At 62.7% G+C, this 24010-nt stretch carries 22 protein-coding genes; 4 read left to right on the top strand and 18 right to left on the bottom strand.

Annotated elements, in window-relative coordinates; genetic code table 11:
* Positions 1-307 precede the first annotated feature (307 nt).
* A complete protein-coding gene (locus J7I84_RS20475) occupies positions 308-985 on the bottom strand; it encodes a TenA family protein (RefSeq protein ID WP_251046889.1) in 678 nt (225 codons plus the stop codon).
* 666 nt (positions 986-1651) lie between these two features.
* Positions 1652-2626, bottom strand: a complete 975-nt coding sequence (locus tag J7I84_RS20470) for an aldo/keto reductase (protein ID WP_214946359.1) — start codon at positions 2624-2626, stop codon at positions 1652-1654.
* A gap of 524 nt (positions 2627-3150) precedes the next feature.
* On the opposite strand from J7I84_RS20470, the gene J7I84_RS20465 reads away from it, so the two are divergent.
* Together J7I84_RS20465 and J7I84_RS20460 are read left to right on the top strand one after the other, a co-directional pair.
* Positions 3151-3357 carry a ribbon-helix-helix protein, CopG family gene (locus J7I84_RS20465; RefSeq protein ID WP_251046888.1) on the top strand — a complete coding sequence of 69 codons (207 nt, stop codon included), beginning with the start codon at positions 3151-3153 and terminating at the stop codon, positions 3355-3357.
* On the top strand, positions 3354-3722 hold the full coding sequence (locus tag J7I84_RS20460) for a Fic family protein (RefSeq protein ID WP_214946358.1): 369 nt from the start codon (positions 3354-3356) through the stop codon (positions 3720-3722). The genes J7I84_RS20465 and J7I84_RS20460 overlap by 4 nt, the downstream gene beginning before the upstream one ends.
* Before the next feature lie 419 nt (positions 3723-4141).
* On the opposite strand, the gene J7I84_RS20455 is transcribed toward J7I84_RS20460, so the two are convergent.
* From J7I84_RS20455 to J7I84_RS20405, 11 genes are all read right to left on the bottom strand, one after another.
* Positions 4142-5245 carry a zinc-binding dehydrogenase gene (locus J7I84_RS20455; protein WP_311381181.1) on the bottom strand — a complete coding sequence of 368 codons (1104 nt, stop codon included), beginning with the start codon at positions 5243-5245 and terminating at the stop codon, positions 4142-4144.
* A gap of 116 nt (positions 5246-5361) precedes the next feature.
* Entirely contained in the window at positions 5362-6138 is a 777-nt protein-coding gene (locus tag J7I84_RS20450) for an IclR family transcriptional regulator (RefSeq protein WP_214946357.1), read from the bottom strand.
* Positions 6139-6380: 242 nt separating this feature from the next.
* A complete protein-coding gene (locus J7I84_RS20445; RefSeq protein WP_214946356.1) occupies positions 6381-7382 on the bottom strand; it encodes a sugar phosphate isomerase/epimerase in 1002 nt (333 codons plus the stop codon).
* 28 nt (positions 7383-7410) lie between these two features.
* On the bottom strand, positions 7411-7734 hold the full coding sequence (locus tag J7I84_RS20440; protein ID WP_214946355.1) for a putative quinol monooxygenase: 324 nt from the start codon (positions 7732-7734) through the stop codon (positions 7411-7413).
* 73 nt (positions 7735-7807) lie between these two features.
* Positions 7808-8980 (bottom strand): Gfo/Idh/MocA family protein, encoded by a 1173-nt coding sequence (locus J7I84_RS20435; protein WP_214946354.1) that lies wholly within the window; start codon positions 8978-8980, stop codon positions 7808-7810.
* Positions 8981-9047: 67 nt separating this feature from the next.
* The gene (locus J7I84_RS20430; RefSeq protein ID WP_214946353.1) at positions 9048-9863 is read right to left on the bottom strand and encodes a sugar phosphate isomerase/epimerase; all 816 of its coding nucleotides are present in this window, start codon (positions 9861-9863) and stop codon (positions 9048-9050) included.
* Positions 9860-11011, bottom strand: a complete 1152-nt coding sequence (locus tag J7I84_RS20425) for a Gfo/Idh/MocA family protein (protein ID WP_214946352.1) — start codon at positions 11009-11011, stop codon at positions 9860-9862. Before J7I84_RS20425 ends, J7I84_RS20430 begins: the two co-directional genes overlap by 4 nt.
* A gap of 5 nt (positions 11012-11016) precedes the next feature.
* A complete protein-coding gene (locus J7I84_RS20420; RefSeq protein ID WP_214946351.1) occupies positions 11017-12003 on the bottom strand; it encodes an ABC transporter permease in 987 nt (328 codons plus the stop codon).
* Positions 12004-12006: 3 nt separating this feature from the next.
* A complete protein-coding gene (locus J7I84_RS20415) occupies positions 12007-13515 on the bottom strand; it encodes a sugar ABC transporter ATP-binding protein (protein WP_214946350.1) in 1509 nt (502 codons plus the stop codon).
* Between the two features lie 51 nt (positions 13516-13566).
* On the bottom strand, positions 13567-14727 hold the full coding sequence (locus tag J7I84_RS20410) for a substrate-binding domain-containing protein (protein ID WP_214946349.1): 1161 nt from the start codon (positions 14725-14727) through the stop codon (positions 13567-13569).
* A gap of 46 nt (positions 14728-14773) precedes the next feature.
* On the bottom strand, positions 14774-15190 hold the full coding sequence (locus J7I84_RS20405; RefSeq protein ID WP_251046887.1) for a hypothetical protein: 417 nt from the start codon (positions 15188-15190) through the stop codon (positions 14774-14776).
* 280 nt (positions 15191-15470) lie between these two features.
* Between J7I84_RS20405 and J7I84_RS20400 the strand changes: the two genes are divergently transcribed.
* Entirely contained in the window at positions 15471-16559 is a 1089-nt protein-coding gene (locus J7I84_RS20400; RefSeq protein ID WP_214946347.1) for a LacI family DNA-binding transcriptional regulator, read from the top strand.
* A gap of 312 nt (positions 16560-16871) precedes the next feature.
* Here the strand turns inward: J7I84_RS20400 and J7I84_RS20395 are convergent, their stop codons facing one another.
* From J7I84_RS20395 to J7I84_RS20375, 5 genes are all read right to left on the bottom strand, one after another.
* On the bottom strand, positions 16872-17501 hold the full coding sequence (locus J7I84_RS20395) for a DUF1345 domain-containing protein (RefSeq protein WP_214946346.1): 630 nt from the start codon (positions 17499-17501) through the stop codon (positions 16872-16874).
* 191 nt (positions 17502-17692) lie between these two features.
* Complete coding sequence (locus tag J7I84_RS20390) at positions 17693-18277, bottom strand: hypothetical protein (protein WP_214946345.1); 585 nt, start codon at positions 18275-18277, stop codon at positions 17693-17695.
* Between the two features lie 14 nt (positions 18278-18291).
* Positions 18292-19440 carry a zinc-dependent alcohol dehydrogenase gene (locus J7I84_RS20385; RefSeq protein WP_214946344.1) on the bottom strand — a complete coding sequence of 383 codons (1149 nt, stop codon included), beginning with the start codon at positions 19438-19440 and terminating at the stop codon, positions 18292-18294.
* A 60-nt stretch (positions 19441-19500) separates the two neighbouring features.
* A complete protein-coding gene (locus J7I84_RS20380; protein ID WP_214946343.1) occupies positions 19501-20649 on the bottom strand; it encodes a glutathione-independent formaldehyde dehydrogenase in 1149 nt (382 codons plus the stop codon).
* A 640-nt stretch (positions 20650-21289) separates the two neighbouring features.
* The gene (locus tag J7I84_RS20375; protein ID WP_214946342.1) at positions 21290-22123 is read right to left on the bottom strand and encodes an SDR family NAD(P)-dependent oxidoreductase; all 834 of its coding nucleotides are present in this window, start codon (positions 22121-22123) and stop codon (positions 21290-21292) included.
* 593 nt (positions 22124-22716) lie between these two features.
* Here J7I84_RS20375 and J7I84_RS20370 point away from each other — a divergent pair.
* Entirely contained in the window at positions 22717-23295 is a 579-nt protein-coding gene (locus J7I84_RS20370) for a DoxX family protein (RefSeq protein ID WP_214946341.1), read from the top strand.
* Positions 23296-24010: the final 715 nt, after the last annotated feature.

Raw genomic sequence — 24010 nt, 5'->3', positions numbered from 1 at the left:
GGCAGCCTGGACTGCTCGGAGGCTGGATGTCCGAGCCTCTCCCTGTCGTCGCTGGCGGTAGGGAAGATCCGTCGGCCTGTCACTTGTGCACATTGCCTTCGCTTTGCGGGCCAAGAATTACGGCTTCTCGAATAGTAGGGCTGTGTAAGTCGTCTTCATGTTCCAGTCGCGTGATACCGGTGTTGGCTGCAGGAACGGACAGACATGAACGCACCAGAGCTCCACAGGAGTGAAGGTCTTAGGTCCCAGCGCTGAACGCTGCGGCGACGGGCGGCTGGCGGGACCGGGACCATACCCCGGCGGCCGGTCAGCCTGCCGCTATCGCCGAATCGAAGAACGCGCGCTCGAGCCGGACAGCTTCTGTGAAGGTGGCCGCCACGCGTGCACGGATCACCGCGTCGGCGGGCTCGACGGCGTTGAACTCCTCGCGCAGCCACGCCACCCAGCCGTTGTACTCCGGGTTGTTGTGCAGCCGGATCCATTCGGCGTGCTTGGGTGCTGTCGGCCAGGAGTCTGGGTCGCCGGCACGTGCCGCCCAGTCGCCGTACAACCACTCGGCCACCAGCAGCACCGTAACAATGTCGGGGTAGGTGCGGGTGTTCAAAGCGCGGCGCATTAACGCGTCGAAGTCGCGGGTGGCGACCGTCAGATCGGGGCTGTCGCGCTCCGCTTCGGGGACGGCAAGTTCCTCGAAACAATCCTGGAAATAGCTGTTTTCGTCCGATGCGAAGAACCCCAGCACCTTGGCGAACACCAGCCTGGACGACAGCGACGGGGCGGAGGCCACTGCCTGCCCCAGCAGGGCAACAAAGGCATCGCAGAACTGGTAATCCTGTACCAGGTAGTGCCGCAGCACGGAATCCCGGAGGCTGCCGTCCAGCAGCCGGTCCACGAATCCGTGCCCGACGGCGGCATCCCAGTCCTCGGCGCAGCTGCTTCTTAGCTCTTCGGCAAAGCCCATGGTGTTTCCTCCTAGAATGTCCATTCTCAGTGCCTCTACAGGTTCGCATGCATCATGGACGCCTCGCGCCCGGCGTAGGGCAATTGCCGAAGTCCCTGTCCCTCGGAAAGTTCCCCGGCGCGGCCGACAGCCGATGCGGCGGCCTGCCCAGACACGTGATCAGGATGAGAGGAAATCTCTCACCTTCGCCGCAGACCCCATGAGCCAGGGCACTGCCCCCATAGCAGCAGTGTCTTGGCCTCAGCAGTAAGAACGGTTCCCCAAGGGGGATACACCGTCAGCGCAGGTTTTGATCGAGACCGTCGGGCTATCCGTGGCGCGCCGGTCGTGCGAGAGGTGAACGTTCCGGGGAAGAATACACGTCGGCGGGTTTTTACCGGCGGCTGGGAGGCAGGATCTGTTTGGGATGAGCCCTGGGCCGACCCCTTAAGGCTATTCTCTCGTACAGACCCATTCCCAGCGCCCGTGCGGCCATAGGAGCAAAACTGTGGAGCCTCCCTGGTGTCTCCTCAGCGAACACTCCCGGTCGGACGGCCAGACACCAGAGGAAGCCGCGCAGAATCTGGCGGCCTTCATCGCTCGGTACGACGCGGATCGATCAGATGCGCGACCAATTACCAGAAGCGATGTCTCAGCGCACCGCGGCCATCTATTACCTTCTCCGGCGCATTCAAGGTCATGGTGGAGGGATCAGTATCCCGCGATTTCGTGCGGCACGTACGGATTTTCGAGTTCTGTCTTTTCCTCCGGTGTGAGCGTTAGCTCGAGAGAGCTCACAGCGTCGTGGAGATGTTGTGGCTTGCTCGCACCGACGATAGGCGCGCTGACCACAGTGTTGGAGCAGACCCAAGCCAGGGCCACTTGGGCGCGTGACACCCCTCGGCGTTCGGCGATAACGCGCACGGCGTCGGCGACCGCCCGGTCACCGCTCTCGGCACTGTAGAGCGTCTTACCGAACTGGTCCTTCTCCGAACGGTTGGTTTTCTCGTCCCAGTCCCGGGTCAGTTTGCCGCGGGCCAGCGGACTCCAGGGCAGGACCCCGATCTTTTGGTCGGCGCAGAGGGGAAACATTTCGCGTTCCTCCTCCCGGTATACGAGGTTGTAGTGGTCCTGCATCGTCACGAACCGAACCCAACCATTGATCTGCTGCAGATACAGGGCCTTGCTGAATTGCCATGCGGCCATCGAGGAGGCCCCGATGTAGCGGACTTTTCCGGCCTTGACGACGTCATGCAGGGCTTCAAGCGTTTCCTCGATGGGTGTGGCGGGATCCCAACGGTGAATTTGGTACAGATCCACATAGTCCGTCCCTAGCCGGGTCAGGCTGGCGTCGAGCTCCGCGAAAATGGCCTTGCGCGAGAGTCCCCTTCCGTTCGGGCCGGGTCGCATCACGCCGTGGACCTTTGTGGCAATCACGATTTCCTCGCGACGGGTGAACTCGGCCAGCGCGCTGCCGACAATCTCCTCGCTGGAGCCGTTGGAGTAGACGTTTGCGGTGTCGAAGAAATTGATGCCGGCATCCACGGCTTGGCGGATCAGCGGGCGGCTCTCACTTTCAGGCAGCGTCCACGGATGGGGACCCCGGGCGGGATCCCCGTACGTCATACATCCAAGTGCCAGCGGCGAGATGTCCATGCCGGTGTTGCCGAGCTTTATGTAATCCATGTTCGTCCTCCGCCTTGCAGTCCCGGGTGCAGCTGCAACCCCTGCCCCCACGCTATGTGAAGAACAGCCCCTTGTGGGACCGCCTGGCGACACGGGCGATCCCACTGTCCCGGCCTCGCAGGCACGCGAGATTCCGTTGAGGTTGGAGAAGCTACCTCGGGCATAGGCCCGTGGACCTCACCGATGACGGTCGCTGCCTACACCTACGACAAGCTCATTGCGGCAAAACCGCAGGCCCTCCCGCGGAGGCACCTCCTGGCCCCAAGGGAATGGGTCGACCTGGAGAGCGACAAAACGTAGGCAGGAAACGCCTTGCCGAGCTCCTGCCCTTGGCATTTCAAAGAGCCGATAATGGACGTTCGGTAAGAGCTGCCAGGACTCGTCGGATTTAGGCGCGCCCCGATTGACTGAAAGAGACAGACAGCGAACTTTACGCCGGCGCCCCGGCCCCTTGAACGGGGGACTCGAATCGAAGGTGCGTGCAGTCGGCTGAGCTGTCAGTACCGTTTTGGTACCATAAGGGCATGGCTATGAATCTCCGTGTCCCTGAAGACCTCGATCGTCGGCTGGAGAAGCTGGCTGCCGAGGAACACACCTCCAAGTCGGCGCTGCTGTTGCAGGGGGCAGAGTTGGTTCTGCAGCGCCACGCGCGCCGGCGCGAAATCAGCGAGGGACTTGATTTTGTTATGACTCATGACGCTGATCTGCTGAAGCGCCTCGAGGACGCGTGACCGCGTACCTGGACATTGAGGATGCCCTTAACGTAGTCGATCGGTACGGCTTCCATATCCGTGATGTTGGCTTGTTGACCTCGGCATTGGCCCGGCCGGCTTCGACTGTCATGGGCGCGGACGCTTATCCGGAGCTGGCTGTGAAGGCGGCCGCTTTGTTGGAGTCGGTCGCCCGGTTCCATCCACTCATTGATGGGAACAATCGGACTGCGTGGACGCTCATGGTGCTGTTGCTCTGGATCAACGGTTACCGGCATGGCTTCACCACAGATGAGGGCTTCGACCTCGTCGTCGGAGTGGCCGCGGGCACCATGGACTTGTTGGACTCTGCCGCCCAGATTTCTGGGCACCTGCTACCCCGGTAGTCCTTCACCCCCCCGAAACGACGTGTGGACAATGTCAACACTTTTCTTCTCGTACTAGGGCCAGACAACCTTCGAACTGCCCCGGATTCCGCATGTTCGCGGGTGACCAGTGTTTGCAAGGCCAGGAATGTAGTTCGAGTCCCACCTCGGACACGACATATTCCCTCCTCAGGGGCCGATTTTGCTCTGACGTGTTGACAAAGCATGCGGTCGCGTCAGCTGACGAGTTGGGTGGCGGCTGTGGCCTGGCCGCCGCGGTGCCCTACTCAGGTGTGTGGGTGACGGGCCCAGGACCCTGGCTGGTGGTCCTCCGCCTGCCGTGACTGCCTTCTTACGCTGCATCGTTCCGATTTTGTCGGGTAGGCCCGGGGTCGCCTACACCTCGGATTAGGAGACGTTGAGGTACGGGCAGGTAAGGGTTAGTTGGTGTCCATCAGGATGACCGAGCGCCCGATGTTTCCGCTTGTCAGCGAATCGAATGCTTCGTTGATCCGGTCCAGGCTGAACTTCGCGCCGATGAGGGCATCGAGCGGCAAACGGCCTGCCAGATACATGTCCAGGATCTGGGGGATCTGCACTGAGAGGTTGGAAGAGCCGTACAGGCTTCCCCGCACCGATTTTTCCTGCTGGACCACCTGGTTCAGGGGCACGTTGATCTCCGCTTCTGCGCTGGACAGTCCCACCACGAACGCCGTGCCGCGGGGGCGAAGCGCCACCACTGCCTCCCGAATGGTCTGGGGCCGGCCGATGGCCTCGACAGCCCAGTGTGCACCCCCACCGGTGATCTCGTGCACGGAGGTGGCCAAGTCGTGTTCGCCTGTGTTGATCGTGTGGGTTGCCCCGAGCTCCCGAGCCTTCGCGAGCTTTTCGTCGTCAATGTCCGCAACGATTACCGGATAGGCCCCGACTGCAGCGGCGCCGATGACCGCCGAAAGCCCCACCCCGCCGGCTCCCACGATAAGGATCGACTCCCCGGCCGGAGCCCCCATTCCGTTCAGCACCACGCCCATCCCCGTGATCACTGCACAACCCATGATGGCTGCCACAGCGACGGGAACCTCCTGCGGGATCTTGATTACCGATTCGCCGGATACCACGCATTCCTCCGCGAAGCAGGACACCCCCATCAAGTGATGTACGGGCTTTCCGTCCTGTGACAGCCGCGTTCCGCCGCGCAGCAGTTCGTTATGGGTAGCGTGCACCGCGCCGAGGCGGCAGAGTGCAGGCGAGCCGCTGGTGCAGTACTCGCACCTGCCGCAACTTGGCCGCCAGGTCAGAATCACCTTGTCGCCCGGCCTGACATGGCTGACTCCGGCTCCCACTTCCTGCACGATGCCAGCGCCTTCGTGGCCTAGCACGATAGGCGTCCGGCACGCCAGGTCCTGGACCAGGTAGTGGTAATCGCTGTGGCAGACGCCCGCCGCGTCGACGCGCACCCGGACTTCACCCGGACCGGGCGCCTGGAGATCAACATCGACGACGGCAAGCGGTGCGCCTGCTTGGTTCATGATTGCGGCCTTCACAGGTCACTCCTTGCTGCTTAGCTCTCGCATCCCCGTGCTTCGGATCACGGGAACTGGGCATAAGCATCAGGCGCTGGCCGCCGTAGTCAAAATCCGCCTCTCACTCAGTGAGACACTTATAGCTTGGCCCAGTGGGGCGCTGCTGCCGTTTGGCGGTTCAGTCCCAGTGTCGCTGCATGGACAGCGGGACCAACCAGCCTCATCTCCACCACCCCGACCGGAGCGGTGATGGAAATGGCGGCCACAGCCGTACCATCGCCCCGGAGAATGGGACTCGCCGCGCAAGCCAGGCCAGCATGGGATTCTTCCCGCTCGTAGGCAATACCCTCACGCCGGGCAAGCTCCAGTTCGGCGCGAAGTTCCTGGGGGTCGGTAATGGTGTTGGGCCCGATCTTCTCCAACTGACCGTTCAGCAGATCCTCGACCACCTGGTTAGGGGAGTGTGCAAGCAGGGCCTTGCCACCAGCAGTCGCATAGCATGGTACACGTCCGCCAACCCGGGATGGGATCGTCAGGTCCCGATACTGGCCACGCAAGATCTCGATATAGACCACGTCGTTACCTTCGAGAACACCTAGCTGAACGGTCAGGCATGTAGCTTGCCGCAAATCAAACATCGTTGCCAGGGCCAGTCGGCGAAGATCCTTGGGCTGCTGCGCCATCTGCCCCAATTCAAAACATCGGATACCAATCTGGTATCCGGACTGAACCCGATCGACGAAATCGTGCTTGGCAAGTTCCGAGAGTATCCGCGCAACGGTCGCCCGGGAAAGTCCGGCCCTGCGTGCGATCTCCCCTCCTGTTAGGACCGGCTCTTCAGGACTGAATACGTCAAGGATCATTGAAACCCGCTCAATCATGCTGGCAGCCGGCTTCGATTCGATTGAATTCACACTGAGCATTCTGTCTCACTAAGTGGGACACGCAAAGAAGATCCGTTCTGGCGTGCGCTGTTCCTGACGGTTCTGTCCGGAGGCTTCACCTACTGTGCATTCAGGCTGGCCGGTGAAGAATCCCAGGGCCGCCAGTTCCGCAAGCGCCCGGCATCCCCGAAACCATCGCTTCCGGCAACGTTGACGCCAATCTCCTTGAGCTGTCAGGAACGTCCATAGGGCGCGGTACGGCCGGGTACCCCTTAGTCTTTGCTGCTGAAGGCGGCGTCGAAGCTGGTTTGGGAGGCGGGGAAGTCGTATTTCTTGAGGGCGTTGAGGGCTTCGGGGGCGCCGTGGAGGCGGTCCATGCCGGCGTCTTCCCATTCGATGCTGATGGGGCCCTCGTAGCCGATGGCGGTGAGGGCACGGAAGGAGGCTTCCCAGGGGACGTCGCCGCGGCCGGCGGAGACGAAGTCCCAGCCGCGGCGGGGGTCGCCCCAGGGCAGGTGGGAGCCCATGACGGTGTTGCGTCCGGTTTGGCGGATCTTGGTGTCCTTGCAGTCCACGTGGTAAATCCGGTCCTTGAAGTCCCAGATGAAGGAGACGGGGTCGATGCCCTGCCACATCATGTGGGAGGGGTCCCAGTTCAGGCCGAAGGGTTCGCGGTGGCCGATCGCTTCGAGGGTGCGGACGGTGGTCCAGTAGTCGTAGGCGATCTCGCTCGGGTGGACTTCGTGGGCGAACCGGACTCCTTGTTCGTCGAAGACGTCCAGGATGGGGTTCCAGCGGTCGGCGAAGTCCTGGTAGCCGGCGTCGATGACTTTTTCGGGGACGGGCGGGAACATGGCGACGTACTGCCAGATGGAGGAGCCGGTGAAGCCGACGACGGTGTCCACGCCGAGTGCCTTGGCGAGCCGGGCGGTGTGCTTCATTTCCTCCGCGGCGCGGGTGCGGACGCCTTCGGGGTCGCCGTCGCCCCAGACTTTGGTGCCGACGATGGCTTGGTGGCGGAAGTCGATGGGGTCATCGCAGACGGCCTGGCCCTTGAGGTGGTTGGAGATGGCCCAGACCTTCAGGTTGTACTTGTCCAGGATTGCGAGTTTGGAGTCGACGTAGCCGGGTTCGTCCCAGCGCCAGGCGTCCAGGTGGTCCCCGGAGACGGCGATCTCGAGGCCGTCGTAGCCCCAGCCGGAGGCGAGCCGGGCCACTTCTTCGAAGGGCAGGTCGGCCCACTGGCCGGTGAACAGGGTGAACGGACGGGGCATTCGGGGCTCCTTGGGCGTTCGGTGGAGATCAACTGACAGGCGTGAGGGGAGTCACGAAAAACGGTACCGCCAATAGCGGGTCCACTCCCTTTAAAAAGTCCACTACGTGGTCTTGTTCGTTGTGTGCTTCGAGGTCCTCTTGGCGGGCCCATCCTTCGAAGAGGACGAAGGTGCCGGGTCGCCCCCCGTCTGCGAAGACGGTGTACTCCAGGCATCCCGGGTCTTTTCGGCTTAGCGTCTGCAGCGAGTGGAGGACTTCTTGTAGCTGAGCTTCGTAACCGGCCTTGGCGATGAAAACCGGCATTAGCCAGACTTCGGCAGTTTCCTGACCGTGTGGAAGGGGATGTGGCATCTGATGTTCCTCGGTGATGGTCCTGCGGTTCGGGGAGGGGCGGTGCGGTGCCGCCCCTCCCGAGGTTGATGGGTCAGGCCTCGATTTGTGGGACCTCGACCCATGATTCCTTGGCCGTGGATTCGACGATCGCGTCGTCGATCAGGGCGACCTGGTAGCCGTCTGCAAAGTTGGGACTGACGCTGCCGCCCTCCGCGATGGCCTTGAAGAAGTCATGGGCTTCGATGATCTTCGTTTCGCCGTACCCGATCCCGAGTGCAGGAATGGGCCAAAGTCCTTCTCCGTACGGGTGGGCCGGCCCGGTGTAGACCGTGCGGAATCCGCGGCGATCGGCCTGGTCGGAAGCGAAGGCGACCTGCAGTTCATCGCGCCGTTCGTAGTTGAACACGATGCTGCCTTCGGTTCCGTGGATTTCGAAGGTGATGTAGTTGTTCCTGCCGTGGGCGTTGCGGGTTGCTTCCACGGAACCTACAGCGCCGTTCGCGAAGCGGATCATTGTCATGACCTCGTCATCGACGTCGACCTGGCCCTTGGGGCCTTCCCCGCCCCGTACGTTGCCGAGGGCGTCTGCTCCACCTGTCTGCAGTGGCCGCTCGGGGATCCAGGTGGACAGGACAGCGTTGACGGCGCTGAACTCGCCAACGAGGTAGCGGGCCATGTCTATGACGTGGGTTGCGATGTCACCGAGGGCACCGGAACCGGCGATGGACTTCTGGAAGCGCCAGGACAGCGGGGAGCTGGGGTCTGCGGACCAGTCCTGCAGGTAGGTTCCGCGGAAGTTTAGGATTTGTCCGATGGCACCTTCTTCAATGTATTTCTTTGCCAGTGCGACGGCGGGAGTGCGGCGGTAGTTGAAAGCGACCATGTGGACGATGTTGGCGTCCTTGACGGCGTCGTACATGGCCTTGGATTCTTCGCCAGTGCGGGCGAGGGGCTTTTCGCAGATGATGTGCTTGCCGGCTTCTGCGGCGGCGATGGCGATCTCGGCGTGCAGGTGGTTGGGTGTGGCAATGTCGACGACGTGGATGTCCGGGTCGTCGATGATGCTGCGCCAGTCCGAAGTGGAATTTTCGAAGCCGAAGCGGCGGGCCGCCTCGGAGGCGAGGTCCGCGTTGGCTTCGGCAATGACTTTGCGGACCGGCATCGCGGGTGCGGGCCAGAAGAACATAGGCATGGCGGCGTATGCCAAGGAGTGGGCCTTGCCCATGAACCCGCCTCCGATGAGGCCGACGTTGAGGTTTTGCATGTGAATCTTGTTCCTTCCAGAATTTACGGGCGGCGCCTGGTGTGGCTTCCCGTGGGTCAAAGTGGGGTCAGAGGAGCTTGTCGAGGTACTTCTTGCTAATTTCTGCTGCAGCTTTGGGGTCGCCGTCGTAGCCGTCGAGTTCAACCATCAACCAGCTGTCGTATCCGCTTTCGCGGATGGCGGCGATGATGTCCGGGAAGTCCAGTTCGCCTTCGCCCAGGGGGAGGAAGTTGAACGGATCCTGCTGGAAGTCCTTGAGGTGGACGTGCTGGATCCTGTCGGGGTACTTGCGGATGACTGCGGCCGGGTCTGCTCCGCCGGCTGCAAGATGGGCGGTGTCGGGGCAGAAGCCGATCCGGGTGAGCGGCATGAGCTTGTACAGCTCGTCCGGGCTCTCGACGATCGTGCTCAGGTGTGGGTGGTAGCTCGCGGACAGTCCGAAGCCCTCGGCGATGTCGGTTACCCTGTCCAGAGCTTCACCGAGGCGCAGGTAGTCGTCTTCCCTGGTCCCGGCCGCCCGCCTTGCCCCGCCGCCCACTACGAGCCGTTCCGCTCCGAAGGTCGCAGCCAGTTCAGCGGCCCGCTGGATCCGGTGCATCTCGTCCGGGAGGATGTCAGCGTAGATGAAGTTCGCCCCGGTGTACACGCTGGTCAGCGCGACGCCGTTGGTGCTGAGGATCTCTTTGAGTTCTTCGGGCCTGTCGGCGTATTCGGCGAGGTTGCCGTCAAACATTTCCACGCCTTCGTAGCCGACCGCGGCAATGTCCTGCACCGCGTCCCGCATGGAGCCATGGGTCATATAGAAGAGGTCCTTGACGCTCGTCACGCCTTGGGGGTGTCCGACGACGCCGCCCCATGTGATGGAACAGTAACCAAGTTTCATTGCTTTTGCCTTTCTACTGCCGGGGAAGACTCGAGGGATTCGAATGTGTCAACCGTGGCAACGGTGACCCACGATTGTTGTGCCGCAGAGGTGACGAGGGCGTCGGTCAGGAGGGCTGCCCGGAGGCCGTCACGGAACGTGGGCAACCCCTCCGGCTCTTGGGCCCGGACAGCCGCATACGTGTCTGCGACGAAGGCGTTGAAACTGTCCTGGTATCCCTGCGGGTGGCCGGGTGGGAGCACGGCGTAGCGCCGGCCGCCCGGGGTGGCGAGGGTCTGCGGGCCTACGGGGATAGTGGAGCTGGAATCCGTGCGCCCGATGTGCAGCGTGTCCGGCCGTTCCTGGTTGAAGCTGAACGACGCTTCGGTTCCGTCAAAGGAGAACCACAGACGGTTCTTCCTGCCCGGGCTGACTTGGCTGACCACCAGCGAACCCGTGGCCCCCTTGTCGGTCTCGAACAGGAGCACCGCCCCGTCCTCCGTGGCCACTGAGTACGGGGTGCGGCCGGTTTCGCGCTGCTCATAGGCCCGGCTTGTCCTGGCCATGACCCTGGTGATTTGGTGTCCTGTAGTGAATTCCATCAGGTCGCACCAGTGCACACCGATGTCACCGAAGGCCCTGGACGCCCCGCCCAGCTTCGAGTCGACCCGCCAGTTCGTCGCTTCCGCACCGGCCAGCCAGTCCTGCAGGTAGGATCCGTGCAGCAGCCAGAGGCGGCCGGCCTCACCGCCGCGGATGCGGTCGCGTGCCTCGCGGACGGCGGGGTAGAAACGGTAGACAAAGGGCACAGCCGCGACGACGCCTGCCTGCTGCGCGGCGCGGGTCAGTTCGAGGGCGTCTTCCACTCTGGTGGCCAGGGGCTTCTCGCAAATGACGGCTTTTCCTGCGGCAATTGCCTTGCGTGCGAGGTCGGCGTGGGTCGCGTTCGGGGTGCAGATGTGAACGACATCCACATCCTCGCGTGCGATCAGTGCCTCGGGGGACCCGGCCACGGACTGGGCCCCCAGCGCTGCGGCGGCCGCTTCAGCCCTGGCCCGGCTGCTGCCGGCAACTGCGCTGACCGTGCCTCCTGCCGCGCGAACCGCGTGGGAGTGGACGGCGCCCATGAATCCAGTACCGATAATCCCGGCTCGTGGGGTGGCGGTCATGGGCGCTACTTCTTCCGGGCGAGGGCGACGGCGAGGATGATGATGGCGCCACGGACCACCTGCTGCTGGCTGCTGTCGAGTCCGGCCAGGATTAGTCCGTTGTTGATCAGGCCGATCAGGAGGGCGCCGAACAGGGTTCCGATAATGGAGCCGAATCCGCCGAAGAGGCTTGTGCCGCCGAGGATGACAGCGGCGATGGCGGAAAGTTCGTCACCGGCTCCCCACTGGAACCGGCCGGACTGCAGGCGGCCGGCATACAGCATGCCGGCGACGCTCGCGACGGCACCTGAAATCAGCAGAACCTGGAACTTGATGCGTTTGGTGTTGATGCCCGTGAACTCGGCGGCGTTGCGGTTTCCGCCGGTAGCCAAAACCTGCCGGCCGAACCGGGTGCGGTTCAGGACGACGGCGCCGATGGCAACAAAAATGGCGCTCCAGACGACCAGGTCGGGGATGGGGCCGAAGTCACCGGATCCAAACAGCATGTTGAAGGTGTCATTCAGGATCGGTTGCGGGGCCGAGGCGGTAATCCACTGGGCTACACCGGCGGCGATGCCGAGCATGCCAAGTGTCACCAGGAATGAGGGGATGCCGAGGAGACTGACCAGTGCGCCGTTGATGGACCCGACCAGGAGTCCGACGGCCAGGCCGGCGAGGATGCCCGGGACCAGGCCCCACTGGGAGAGGGCCATGGCGGTACAGACGCTGGACAGGCCGGCTACGGATCCGACGCTGAGGTCGATTTCGGCGCATGAGATGACGTACGTCATGCCCACGGCGATGACGGTGATGGTGGCGGTCTGTCGGAAGATGTTTAGCAGGTTTTGCGGTGACAGGAAGCCCTGGTCACGCAGCAGAACCGCGAAAAAGAGGAAGACGACGACGAAACCGATGTAGATGACGTAGCGTCGCCAGTCCAGCTCCTTCAGTTTGGTTCCGAAACTGCGGGTTGCCACGGTGTCCCGGGGCGTGATGGTGTTTGCCTTGCTCACTGTTCAGACTCCCTGGACTGCAAGTTGGAGATATTCCTCGTCAGCGATGTCGCTGCGGGGGATGTCACGGATGACGGAGCCGTCCTTGAGGACGAGGACGCGGTCACTGACCGCGAGTAGTTCGGGGTATTCGGAGGAGATGACGATGACGGCTTTGCCGGCACTGGCCAGCTCACGGATCATTTCCAGGATTTCGCTCTTGGTGCCGATGTCGACGCCGGCTGTCGGTTCATCCAGAATGAGGATGTCCGGGTCGGTGCCCAGCCACTTGGCGATGACAACCTTTTGTTGGTTGCCGCCGGATAGCAGGCGGACCGGACGTTGGGGGTGCGCCACTTTGACTGCGAATTTCTTGATCAGCGACGAAGACAGGTCCTTGCCTTTGGTCGAGTCAAGAAGAGGTCCGCGCTTGATCTGGCCCAGCAAGGGCAGCAGCAGGTTGTCCCGGACGGAGTGGTCCAGAACCAGTCCTTGCGCCCGCCGGTCCTCCGGGATGAGCGCTATCCCGGCGTCGATGGCCTGTTGTGGCGAGTTCAGGCTGGCTCTCTCACCGCGGATCAGGATATCGCCGCTGTCGCGGCGGTCGATACCGAAAAGAGCACGTGCAAGTTCCGTCCGGCCGCTGCCCATGAGGCCCGCCAGCCCCAGGATTTCCCCGGGTTGAAGCGAGAATGACACGTCCTGTACGCGCTTGCCGGCGTTCAGGCCGCGGACCTCGAGCAGGGGAGCCCCCTCGTGTGCCACGCTCACGCGTTCACGGTAGGCGAGCCCGCCCTCGATCTTCTTGCCGACAATGCCTTCGACGATCTGCTCGGGGGTCACGTTTGCCAGCGGCTCGGTGAGGAGCCGGGTGCCGTCCCGGAGGATGGTGATCCTGTCTGCCAGCCGGTAGACCTCGTCCATGCGGTGCGAGATGTAGATGATGGAGATACCGCGTTGCTTCAGGCGGTCGATGAGTTCAAAGAGGGCTTCGGACTCGTGCCGGGCGAGGCTTGCGGTTGGTTCGTCCATGATCAGCACTTGGGCGTTCTGAGAAAGTGCCTTGGCGATCTCGGTCAGTTGCCAGTAGGCCGTCCCGAGCCGGGACACTTCAGCCTGGGGGTCGACGCTGACTTCCATCTCCGCGAAGACTTCCCTGGCCCGCCGTACGGCGGCGCGGTCGTCGATCAGGCCGGCGGAGCCGAGCGGTTCAGCTGCGAGGAAGATGTTTTGAGCGACTGTCAGGCTCGGGACGAGGCTGAACTCCTGGAAAACCATGCCGATGCCGGCAGCCTTCGCATCCTGGATCGAGGTGATGAGAGTGGGTTTGCCGTCAATGAGGACTTCGCCGGCGTCTGCCTGGTATACGCCTTGGAGAACTTTCATGAGGGTGGACTTGCCGGCCCCGTTGCCTCCGGCCAGGGCGTGGACTTCGCCCTTCCGGATGTCGAAGCTGACGTCCTTGAGAACTGGAACGCCGTTGAAGCTCTTGGATATGGAGCGCATCTCGACGGCATTGTCTGCGGTGTTCATTGTTGCCCTTTCGGGACGGTGCGGGGGCGGATCCCCCCGCACCGTCGGTGGCTACTTCTTGTAGGAGTCCTGGATGTCCTTCGGAGCGTCCTCGTGGTAGACCTGCTTCCAGGCATCCAGGACGTTGGAGTGGTCAACCGGCAACGCGCTCAGTGCCACATAGGCCGGAGCCTGCTTGCCGATGAGTGCTCCTGCCGCGAGCCGCGCCTCGGTTACACCCTGGTCGAACGGAACCTGGGCTCCGAGGCCCACGACCAGCTGGTCTTTGGCCAGGGCGATGGCAACGTTCTTGCCCAGGTCTTCAGTGGCGATCTTCAGGTCCTGCCGTCCAGCGGCACGGGCAGCAGCCATGACGCCTTCAGCCGGGACATCCCAGACCGCCCAGAGGCCCTTCAGGTCGGCGTACTTGCTCAACATTGCATTCGCGGCGGCCTGTGCATCACCGGCGAAGTCGGGGCCGGCAATGCCTTTTTCCTCAACGATCTGGATGTCTGGGTACTCCTTGGTGATCGTATCCTTGAAGCCCTGGTAGCGCTGTTTGGTAACGAAGAAGTCAGCCTGGTGGAAGACCAGTCCGATCTTGCCTTTGCCGCCGATGGCCTTCGCCATCTGGTGGGCGGAGACGACGCCGTTTCCGTAGTTGTCGGCGGAAACAACGGAAACGTAATCCTGGCCGGCAGTCAGACCCTGGGGAATGTTGTCCATGAAGACGAGCTTGGTTCCGGCTGCGGCGGCCTTCTTGTAGGCGCCGGCGGTGGCCACCGGGTCGGTGGGAATGGAGACGATAATGTTCGGCTTCTGCGTCATCACTGTTTCGAGGTCGGAGACCTGCTTGTCCGGCTTGAAGTTCGCGTCGGTTGTGGCGATGACCTTGATGCCGAGCTTTTCGAATTCACTCTTAAGTCCGTTGGTCTGGGCAGTGGCCCAGTCGTTGCCGCCGTAGTGCATCACAATGGCGGCGGTGGCATTTAGCGACTTGATCTTCTCAATTTGTTCGGGCGTCAGGTCTGCAGCGGACGCCGGCGAGGGGGTCTCCCCGTTGGGGCCCTTGCTCAAGACCTGGCCCGTGATCTTGTCCAGGGCTTGTTGCGCCTTTTCTGAGACTCCGGCGTCAGGAGCGTTTGTGGAGGCCGTGGTCGAACTGCTGCAGGACGCGACAGAAAGTGACAGGGCTGCGGCCAGGGCCACGAGGGGAAGCCTGCGGATCATCATTGTTCTCCAGTGCTTTGGGGTGGATGGATGGTTGGATTGCCTTGTTTCAGGCGAGGGCTATGGCGAGGGCCGGGGGAATTGGCGACAGGACTAGGGCGCCTGCGGCTGAGGCAGCGCGGACAGACTCCGCCTTGTCGGAAGCCCGCAGTAGCGCCTGTGCGTGCTCTCTGTCGACAAAAAAGCCAAGGGAGCACGGCCCATAGTGGGCCTGGACCCAGCTCACTACCTCGCCTGCGGCGTGGGTCATGTCACCGCCGGCTTGTGCGCCCGCGCCGTCCAGGGTGGAAACCGAGGCGGCGTGGCCGGATTCGTCAACGGTGATGAGCATGCTGGTCCAAAGCACGCTGTCATCGAAGATGCAGGCAACGACCGAAGAGCCAGCGGGGACGAAGGTGCGGACAGCTAAGGCGAGATCATCGACTGCGTCGTCCGTAAGGAGCAATGCCAGATTTGCCGATTGCATCCGGTGGAGATGCCGAAGACTGAAACGGGAATTGAGCGGAAGTGTGTCTGCAGCACTGCCAGGCATCTGCGCTCCTTCGCCGTTGAATTCTGTCTTCCGTAAACGCCAAATAAAGACCGTGAACGTTTACGGAACTGATCGTAAACGTTTACGGTCGAGGGTGTCAATCCTCACATCGGCCCTGAGTCGAGGCGCTTCCAGGCCACATGGGCGGACGTAGGATTAGGACGCAGGATGTCCCTTCCGGCGCAGGCCGGGGCGGTGCAGTAAAGGAGAGAGCATGACAGGAGCTGCGGTCCCACGCGGGACGAATCGTCGGCGCCCGGAGGCCTCGATCCGCCGGAAGCCGACGATTAACGATGTTGCACAGATCGCGGGAGTCTCATTTGGGACGGTCTCACGGGTGCTCAACAATGCGCCGGATGTCAGTGCCGCGACGCGTCAGCGCGTCTTGCAGGTCATCCAGGACATTGGGTACCGCCGAAACAGGGCCGCGACCGCGCTGGTCACAAGCCGGCCAACGTCCATTGGGATAGTCGCTGCTGGCTCCCCACGGTTCGGCCCCGTCGGGACGTTGATGGCCTTGGAAAACGTCGCCCGGAAGAAGGGCTACGCCACAACTGTCATCAGCGCCGAAACGCCATATGAGGACTCCGTGCAGGCCGCACTCGACACCCTCGACGACATCGGTGTAGGGGGAATCATCGTCATCGCACCCGTGGTTAGTATGGCAGCGGCTGTCTGGAATGCCTCTTGCCGCGTACCCGTGGAGATGATTGCGGCAGGAGCATCGTCGACTCCAAGCGTCTTCACCTACTCAGAAAACCAGGAGCTCGGGGCCCGGCTCGCCACCCAACACCTCATCGACCTCGGCCACACAGACATCGCCCACGTCGCCGGTTCAATGGACTGGTTCGATGGACGCGTCCGCAAACGCGGTTGGGAGGCTGCGCTCCGTGCTGCCGGGCTTACACCAGGGCTTTGCCTCGAGGGCGACTGGACCCCCCGCTGGGCCTACGAAACCGGCCTCCAGCTTGTCCGCGGCGGCACGGTTCCCCAAGCGATTTTCGCAGCCAGCGACCACACCGCCCTCGGGCTCATTCGGGCGTTCGCGGAGAATGGTGTCCGCGTCCCGGACGACGTAAGTATCGTCGGCTTCGACGATATCGAAGGCTCAGACTATTTCCTGCCGCCGCTGACCACTGTCCGCCAGGACTTCACCGCATTGGCACTAATGAGTATGGAAGTGCTTGTCGGCGCGATGGAGGGGAGGGAGGTGGATCGCACACCGATCGCACCCACACTTGTTGTACGCAACAGCGCCACTCGGGCCGTTCCTCTGAAGGGGCAGCCGCCCAAGGACAAGTGACATCCTGGACCACGGCGGTGATGGGGCGGGCTGGCAACTCCGCATTCCGCCCAGGTCCGCTCGCATGGCAGGGCAGGTACGCTCTCGAGCAAGATTGCGAAAGGGCGGCCCGACCGGACGATTCGCCGACGGGTTGTAGTCGTAAGATGCTCCGGCTAGCGTCCCTTGAGCGCCGATGATTGTGATTCCGTCAGGTAGCGATTGCGTTTACCCAGGGGAGCAGAAACCCAAGCGGAGGTCGCTGCCTCCCTGGCGAGGGCACCTCGGGGTAGGGGTTGCGTGAGTGAGGACCGAGATCCACCCCGTGTCCAGTCAACTGGACTGGCCGAGGCTGACGACGAGGTTGATCGCCACTGCGACGACGAAGGTGGCGAAGAAGTAGGAGAGCAGAGCGTGCCCCAGGGCGATCCTGCGGGAGGGAGTGGAAGACTCGTTCACATTGCTCGCGTTGTATGACATGCCAATTGAGAAGGCTGCGTAGGCGAAGTCGCTGTACGACGGGTCCTCGTCCTGGTTGAAGCGGAAGCGATGGCGGTCGTCGTGGTAGTACATCCGAGCGTACTTGAAGGCGTAGACAGTGTTGACGAGAGCCCAGGCGAGCACCACGCCGAGAGCGGCCAGGATGGCCGCGGCCACGCCGATGAAATCCTTCTGCTGGCTGCGGATCAATGCAAAGACGACCGCCACGAGACTGACGAACGTCGCGCCGATGATGAGGGAGTCAACGAGCCTTCGAGATCGACCTTCATGGCGGGCTAGTTCACCCGTAGCCTCCGGACCAGCGGACCACGCCTTTGTCCACGACCAGATCAGGAAGACGCAGCCAGCGACAGACCATCCGATCAAGGGGGCGAGTTCGGGAGCACCGAGCAGCGCCGGAACGAATGCGATAACTAGACCGATGATGGCCGAAACCAGAGCCTTGCGATCAATGTGCGACATTGCAGAAGCTGCCCTCCAGACGAGATTGACCGTGACGGGCCGATGGTCCGCTGTTTGGGTCAGAGCGGATCTCAAGATCACGGGACTCCAGCCGCGGTGCCCACTTCGCATAGGTCACCGCGGCAGGAAATGCGGCGTACGCTGGTTCCGGTAAACGCCGGAGTTCTGCCGCCGCGGCGGCGGAACGGGTGTCAGGCTGTGCGGCGTTTTCGCTGGGCCTTGAGTGCTGCTGCGAGCCCTACGGCCGCCAGCACCCAGGGGCCGCCGACGATAATCGGATCGATCCACTGGTGGTTGACGTCCGCTCGTTTTTGCCCGTACCGGGAGCGGAGACCGCCCCGGCGGAACTCGCTGGCCACACCGGTTTCGGTGAAGGGGTTGTCGGGGTGCAAGGTGGCAAAGGACTTAAGGTGGTGTTCCCAGGCGTCTACCCGGTCGGCTCCGATCAGCAACAGCCAGTGCGCGGCCCGGCCCTCACTGTACTTGTAGGCGTACCTTCGGATGGCGCCGGAGACGCCGGCCGGAGGGGTGGAGGTCCCGAAAACCGGCGGGAGGAAGGCATGCTCGACGGAGCGTTCCCGAGGCCATTTCTCCGGTTGCCGTTCCGGAAAGTCCCAGTGCGCGCCGGTCTCGATCCCGGGTTGCTCCCGGGGGTAGGAGGGCCGGTCGGCCGGGTCGAGGTCAGCACCCCATCCCGGGATCTGGGCCCGCAGCTCTTCCGCGGCCCTCCTCGGTATGCGTTTTTCGGCGATATATGGTGTGGCTGTCTCAGTCATGGTGCGCTTTCCCTTCAGGACTGGTCGGCGACAACGAGCGGCTTGATGATGTTGTCCAGTTTGGCGGAGAAGAGGTGGTACCCCTCCGCGATGTGTTCCAGCGGGATCCGGTGCGTGACCAGCTCGCTGGGTTTGAGGTAGCCGTTGCGGATGTGCTCGAACAGGCGTGGCCATTGCCGTTTGACCGGGCATTGGTTCATCCGCAGGGTGAGGCCTTTGTTCATGGCGTCGCCGAACTTCACAGCGCTGAAGATGGGCCCGTATGCGCCCACGACGGACACTGTCCCGCCTTTGCGGACGGAGTCGATGGCCCAGTTCAGGGCGATGGGGGAGCCGCCTTGCAGCTTGAGCTTGGAAGCGGTGACGTGTTGGAGGAAGTTGCCGTCCGCTTCGGCCCCTACTGCGTCAATGACGACGTCGGCGCCCAGGTAGTCGGTCTCCTTCTTCAGGTGCACCACAACGTCGTCATACTCAGCGAAGTTGAGCGTCTCTGCGTGGGCGAAGCTGCGGGCTTTCTCCAGCCGGTACTCCAGGTGGTCGACCACGATCACCCGCCCTGCGCCCATAAGCCAGGAGGACTTAGCGGCGAACAGGCCTACCGGGCCCGCGCCGAACACCACCACGGTATCGCCTTGGGCGATGTCGCCCAGTTGGGCGCCGAAGTAGCCGGTGGGGCAGGCATCGGTGAGCAGCACTGCGTCCTCCTCGTCCATCCAGTCCGGAATCTTCGACGGCCCCACGTCAGCAAAGGGAACGCGTACGAATTCCGCCTGGCCGCCGTCGTATCCTCCGCAGGTGTGGGAGTAGCCGTAGATGCCGCCCACCGCCGTCGCGTTCGGGTTGACATTGTGGCAGTTGGAGTACAAGCCACGGGCGCAGAAGTAGCAGGAGCCGCAGTACACGTTGAACGGCACCATCACCCGGTCGCCAACCGCCACGTTCTGCACCGAGGAACCCACCTCATGCACCGTGCCAACGAACTCATGCCCGAACGTCATCCCCACCCGGGTATCCGGCATCATGCCGTGATAAAGGTGGAGGTCGGACCCGCAAATGGCGCCTTTGCTGACCCGGACGATCGCGTCGTTCGGATGCTCAATCTTTGGAATGTCCTTTTCTTCGACCCGTACTTTGTACGGACCGCGGTAAACCATTGCCCGCATCAGTACCACGTCCTATGAATTGCTTGTCTTACCATCGAAGGTTCTCCTGTCCGGGCTTTCTTAGGCGCTGGCCGGGTGGAGGACGACTTTGGTCCAGCCGTCTTCACGGCTGTCAAAGTTCCTGTAGCCCTCAGGGGCTTGGTCAAGTGTCAGCTCGTGGCTGACGATGAAGGAGGGACTGGCCTTTCCGCCGGCGATGAGGTCACGCAGGGCCCGGTTGTACTTCTTGACCGGGCACTGTCCCGACCCCATCGTCTGTCCTTTGAACCAATAGTTTCCGTAATCGAAGGCCACCTGGCCCTGCTGCTCAAGCTTGTCCGGGCCGCCGGGGTCCTGGGGCAGGAACACACCAACCACACCCAGGCCGCCGACGAACCGGACGGAGTCCACCAGCCGGTTCAGGGTCATGTTGGGATGTTCGTTTCCGCCGGGATCGTGCGCCTGGTAGCCAACGCATTCACAGCCCCGGTCTGCCCCGAAGCCCATGGTCTGGTCCTTGACGAACTCGACAGGATCCACTTCCGCATCATTGACAGGGATGGCGCCAATTTGTTCCGCGAGCTTCAGCCGGTCGGTTTGTCGGTCCACCACCATGACCTTGCCGGCGCCTTTGATGATGGCCGAGTAGGCGGCCATGAGCCCAACCGGTCCCGCACCATAGATGACAACGGAGTCGCCCGGGTACACCCCGGCCATCTCCGTGGCATGCCAGCCCGTGGGGAAGATATCCGCGACCATGACATAGTCGAGTTCCTTCTCCACCGCGTCCTCGCCCAGGCGAAGGCAGTTGAAGTCCCCGTACGGCACGCGCAGGTACTCGGCCTGCCCGCCCTGGTACGGGCCCATGTCCGCGAACCCGTACGCGGCGCCGGCGAGCTTGGGTTCAGGCTGCATCGTCAGGCAGTAGTTCGTGAAGCCCCGCTCGCAGTTCTTGCAGAATCCGCAGGCGATATTGAACGGCAGCACCACCCGGTCCCCGACTTTTACCTTGCTCACCGCGGGGCCGGTCTCCACCACCTCACCAAGGTTCTCGTGCCCGAAAGTGCGGCCGGGTTCAAAGCTGGTGCGGCCTTCGTACATGTGCAGGTCGGAGCCGCAAATGTTCGCTGAGGTGATGCGCACCAGCACGTCCGCGGGGTGCTCAATCTTCGCATCCGGTACGTCCTGGACGCTGACGTCGTTCGGTCCTTTGTAGACTACTGCCTTCATTGTTCGCTCTCTTTCCTATGTCCACCCCGCGGCCGCGCACAAGCGCGCTCAAGGCGCGCGTCATCTAGGTACGCGTGCATCAGTCACGAGGGAGTGGGATATGTACAGGACCTCTGAGTCCCCCAGATGGGCTGGAGGTCTCGAGGGTTTGAGGTGGCTGGCCGGCCGGGAAAACCCGGCTTGCCAGCCCCTTCGCGAAATAGGTTCTTAAGGGACCCCAATACTAAGCACCCTTAGTAAAGGATATCGATGGGTAGTGCGCCGCAACAATTTCGGGAGTTCTGCTTCACGCCCACCGTTGCCTACGTTAGCGCCAAGTCGACCGGGGGCCGGATCCGCACAGAACAAGGGCGGCAGCTTTGTGTTCGGCACGATCGCTCTCAAGCAACATTGCAAAAGGCCAGGGCCGAACATGAAGACTCACCGACGCGTTCTAGTTGCAAGACAGTCAGACGGTAGTACCCGGGACGGAGAAGACGGAGATTCCGTCAGCCGTATCAGACATCGCCGATTCGCTAAGGCGCGGACAGATTAAAGGTTGCCAGGGTGGCACCGACCTTGTGTTGGCGTCCCCTCTTCAAACGCTGTCGACGCGGACCCGGGAGGTTCTTGGTGATCGCACACGGCGATATCAAGGCGGTCAGTGCGAAGACTCGCTGGCCCAGCCGGCAGGGTCGAATGCCGCTGCAGCGGCCCGGTCGGGCGTAAGGGTGCTGTCCCAGCGCGTCGCATCCAGGCGGGTGCCCGTGATATCAGCCGAGGCCTCTGAAGCCAGCCACAGCAGCGGCTCGACCATCACCTCGGGTCGGAGCAATTGGCTGCGCACTGCTTCGGATACACCGTCGGGGATCATGCCCGTATCGGTCGCGCCGCCGGGCAGCAGGCCATTAACAGTGATGCCCGATCCGGCCAGGTCCTGTGCCCAGATTACGGTTTCGGATTCGAGCGCCGCCTTGGAGGGGCCGTAGGGCGAGAAGCCGGCGCGGCGCATGGTCTGGTGGTTCATGGTGATGTTGATGATGCGGCCCCAGCGCTGGTGCAACATGTGCGGCACGGCCGCCTTGGCCATCAGGAACGGACCGTTCACGTTGGTGTCGATAATAGTCCGCCAGGTGTCACTGTCGACTTCCCAGAACCGCGTAGGTTCGGTCAGGAAGGCCGCGCTCACGTATTTCATGCCGCGTCCGGCGTTGTTGAGCAGGATGTGAAGGCCACCGAAGGTAGCGAGTGCTTCGTCGACCAAGCGCCGGCAATCGGCTTCCTGGGTCACGTCCGCTTGCACCGCCAGCACGCGGCGAACGCCGAGCATGACGTTTATCTCATCGGCGACCCTGCCGATCTCGTGGCCCTCGCGCGCGGCCGAGATGACGACGCTGGCGCCAGCGCGGGCCAGGCCGAGCGTCATTGCATGCCCGAGTCCGCGTCCGCCGCCGGTAACGATGGCGACCTTGCCCTCTAACAATGCCGTGTTCATTCCTGCCTCCCTGGATGTACTGTCGCGCTTGGGGTGCGGGCTACATCGTACATCCGGAGTGTGATGCCCCTCTGCGCCGCGTGTCGATAGAAAGATGAGGTTGGCGGGGGGATCGATTCATCTCGGGCGCGCCGCACGTGCTTAGCCCAGGCCTGAACTCCAATACTCTGCAGTTTCGCAGTTGTCCATGACGCAAAGGCATCTCGGATCCAATTGCCAGACAGCTCACGGGTCGCATTCACCGAGCTGCCCAGCCCAGTACCTGTGAGGTTGGCGGAACCGAGCATCCCTCGACTCCCCAAGCTGAATCACTAACCGTGCAGGTGGTCTACGTGGCGAACGTCGACTCCCGCGTCGAGTTTGAGCACCATTCCGGGGACGGAGAGGAATCCGTTCGCCACGGCGAAAGGATCCAGCACCGTGCAGAGGGTCCATGAGCGGGATGACCCCATCGCCGCGGCAGCGATGCTCCTGCAGACTCTGTAGGAGCAGTGATGGCTCGTGAGGACGACGCCGCCGTCGGGATCCGAAAGGGCTGTCCTAGAATGGCCCGAAGGCTTGATCCCGCATCATTGATCGGAAGGTTCATCACCGTGAGTCATGAAAATGTAGCGCCGGCGGCCACAACCGCGGCCCGCACACTGTTCCGTGCCGCACTCGGCGGTGTGCTCGTCGCTCACGGGTCGCAGAAACTCTTCGGATGGTTCGGCGGCGGCGGTATTGAGGAGACCAGCAAGGGCATGGATGCCATGGGCTTCCGCCCTGCGAAGACCAGTGCCATGCTGGCCGGTCTCGGTGAAGCGGGCGCCGGACTGGCGCTTGCTCTGGGCTTCGCCACGCCGGCGGCCGGAGCGGTCGCCGCCACAACCATGGGTGTGGCTGCCAGCGTCCACGCGCCGAACGGCTTCTTCGCTATGGACGGAGGCCTGGAATATCCGGCTGTGCTCGGGCTGGCGGCCACGTCCTTCGCGATCGGGGGACCAGGGCGGGTTTCCCTGGATGCCCTCACTGGTCATGCTCTGGACAGGCCGTGGATGCGGGCAGTAGCCGTTACTGCTATACCGGTGGCTATCGGTATCCAGATCTACCGTCGCCGCCAGGCGCTTGCTGCAGACCACAAGCCTGCATGGAGCGCCACCGCGGCGGACGACGGATCGCCTTTACCGGCCTGAATCGACGTCGGACTGCCCGGGCCACGTCACAATAACAACCGTGGCGTGGGTGGACGATGTCCACACTATTCGTCTCGTACTGCCTCGTATAGACTTCGATCTGCTCCGGTTTCCGCATGTTTTCGCGGCTGCCCTGTGTTTCCAAGGGCTGGAATGTAGTTTGAGTCCCACCTCGGGCACAGTGTTACCACAGGTCTGAGGCTTATTGGCGTGACTAGTGTTGACAAAGCTTGGCATTCCGGGTTCCGGCGGGTCGCCAGTTATTGATAGGTATGATCTGGCCGCCCCCAAGTCGGCTACACCGTGCCGCCGACTCTGCAAAGTGCGGTGGCCTTCTCCCGGTCGCTCGGATGTGTGGCGCGTGACGGAGCCTTATCTCGATTCGGTGGAAGTCGCCTCTGCAAAGCGTCGGGTTGCGACTCGGCCCTTAAGAACCTCATGCGGGGCCTTCGTGAGCTGCACCGGCCGGGGTGCACTGGCGTGTCGAATCGACGACACGCTCACGACTGGCACTGAGAATGAAGCGCGCCCTAAGCGCAGCCCAAGAGTCTCGAAACCTGGGACCTGGGACACCCTGGCGCGAGGCAAGGGAAGTTCTTACGCAACTTTGTTTGTTCGGCAGTTGGGCTCGCGCGCGAAGTTGGTTTCAAAGTTTCTGGCAAGAGGCGTGTCTGCGCGGAGGCATCATGGCCTCTAGACGATATGGGTGAAGGAG

The sequence above is a fragment of the Arthrobacter sp. ISL-85 genome (assembly GCF_018613675.1).
In the GTDB taxonomy this organism is placed as follows: Bacteria; Actinomycetota; Actinomycetes; order Actinomycetales; family Micrococcaceae; genus Arthrobacter.
Note: the sequence above shows the minus strand (reverse complement) of the source record. Positions and strands in the feature narration are given on the sequence as shown.

What these genes read in the sequence shown, in the direction of transcription:
- J7I84_RS20465 (WP_251046888.1), top strand. Translation starts at nt 3,151, where the DNA reads ATGGCTATGAATCTCCGTGTCCCTGAAGACCTCGATCGTCGGCTGGAG.
- J7I84_RS20435 (WP_214946354.1), bottom strand. Translation starts at nt 8,980, where the DNA reads ATGCAAAACCTCAACGTCGGCCTCATCGGAGGCGGGTTCATGGGCAAG.
- J7I84_RS20405 (WP_251046887.1), bottom strand. Translation starts at nt 15,190, where the DNA reads ATGCAATCGGCAAATCTGGCATTGCTCCTTACGGACGACGCAGTCGAT.
- J7I84_RS20445 (WP_214946356.1), bottom strand. Translation starts at nt 7,382, where the DNA reads ATGCCCCGTCCGTTCACCCTGTTCACCGGCCAGTGGGCCGACCTGCCC.
- J7I84_RS20415 (WP_214946350.1), bottom strand. Translation starts at nt 13,515, where the DNA reads ATGAACACCGCAGACAATGCCGTCGAGATGCGCTCCATATCCAAGAGC.
- J7I84_RS20400 (WP_214946347.1), top strand. Translation starts at nt 15,471, where the DNA reads ATGACAGGAGCTGCGGTCCCACGCGGGACGAATCGTCGGCGCCCGGAG.
- J7I84_RS20475 (WP_251046889.1), bottom strand. Translation starts at nt 985, where the DNA reads ATGGACATTCTAGGAGGAAACACCATGGGCTTTGCCGAAGAGCTAAGA.
- J7I84_RS20385 (WP_214946344.1), bottom strand. Translation starts at nt 19,440, where the DNA reads ATGCGGGCAATGGTTTACCGCGGTCCGTACAAAGTACGGGTCGAAGAA.
- J7I84_RS20470 (WP_214946359.1), bottom strand. Translation starts at nt 2,626, where the DNA reads ATGGATTACATAAAGCTCGGCAACACCGGCATGGACATCTCGCCGCTG.
- J7I84_RS20380 (WP_214946343.1), bottom strand. Translation starts at nt 20,649, where the DNA reads ATGAAGGCAGTAGTCTACAAAGGACCGAACGACGTCAGCGTCCAGGAC.
- J7I84_RS20375 (WP_214946342.1), bottom strand. Translation starts at nt 22,123, where the DNA reads ATGAACACGGCATTGTTAGAGGGCAAGGTCGCCATCGTTACCGGCGGC.
- J7I84_RS20430 (WP_214946353.1), bottom strand. Translation starts at nt 9,863, where the DNA reads ATGAAACTTGGTTACTGTTCCATCACATGGGGCGGCGTCGTCGGACAC.
- J7I84_RS20440 (WP_214946355.1), bottom strand. Translation starts at nt 7,734, where the DNA reads ATGCCACATCCCCTTCCACACGGTCAGGAAACTGCCGAAGTCTGGCTA.
- J7I84_RS20410 (WP_214946349.1), bottom strand. Translation starts at nt 14,727, where the DNA reads ATGATGATCCGCAGGCTTCCCCTCGTGGCCCTGGCCGCAGCCCTGTCA.
- J7I84_RS20425 (WP_214946352.1), bottom strand. Translation starts at nt 11,011, where the DNA reads ATGACCGCCACCCCACGAGCCGGGATTATCGGTACTGGATTCATGGGC.
- J7I84_RS20390 (WP_214946345.1), bottom strand. Translation starts at nt 18,277, where the DNA reads ATGACTGAGACAGCCACACCATATATCGCCGAAAAACGCATACCGAGG.
- J7I84_RS20395 (WP_214946346.1), bottom strand. Translation starts at nt 17,501, where the DNA reads ATGTCGCACATTGATCGCAAGGCTCTGGTTTCGGCCATCATCGGTCTA.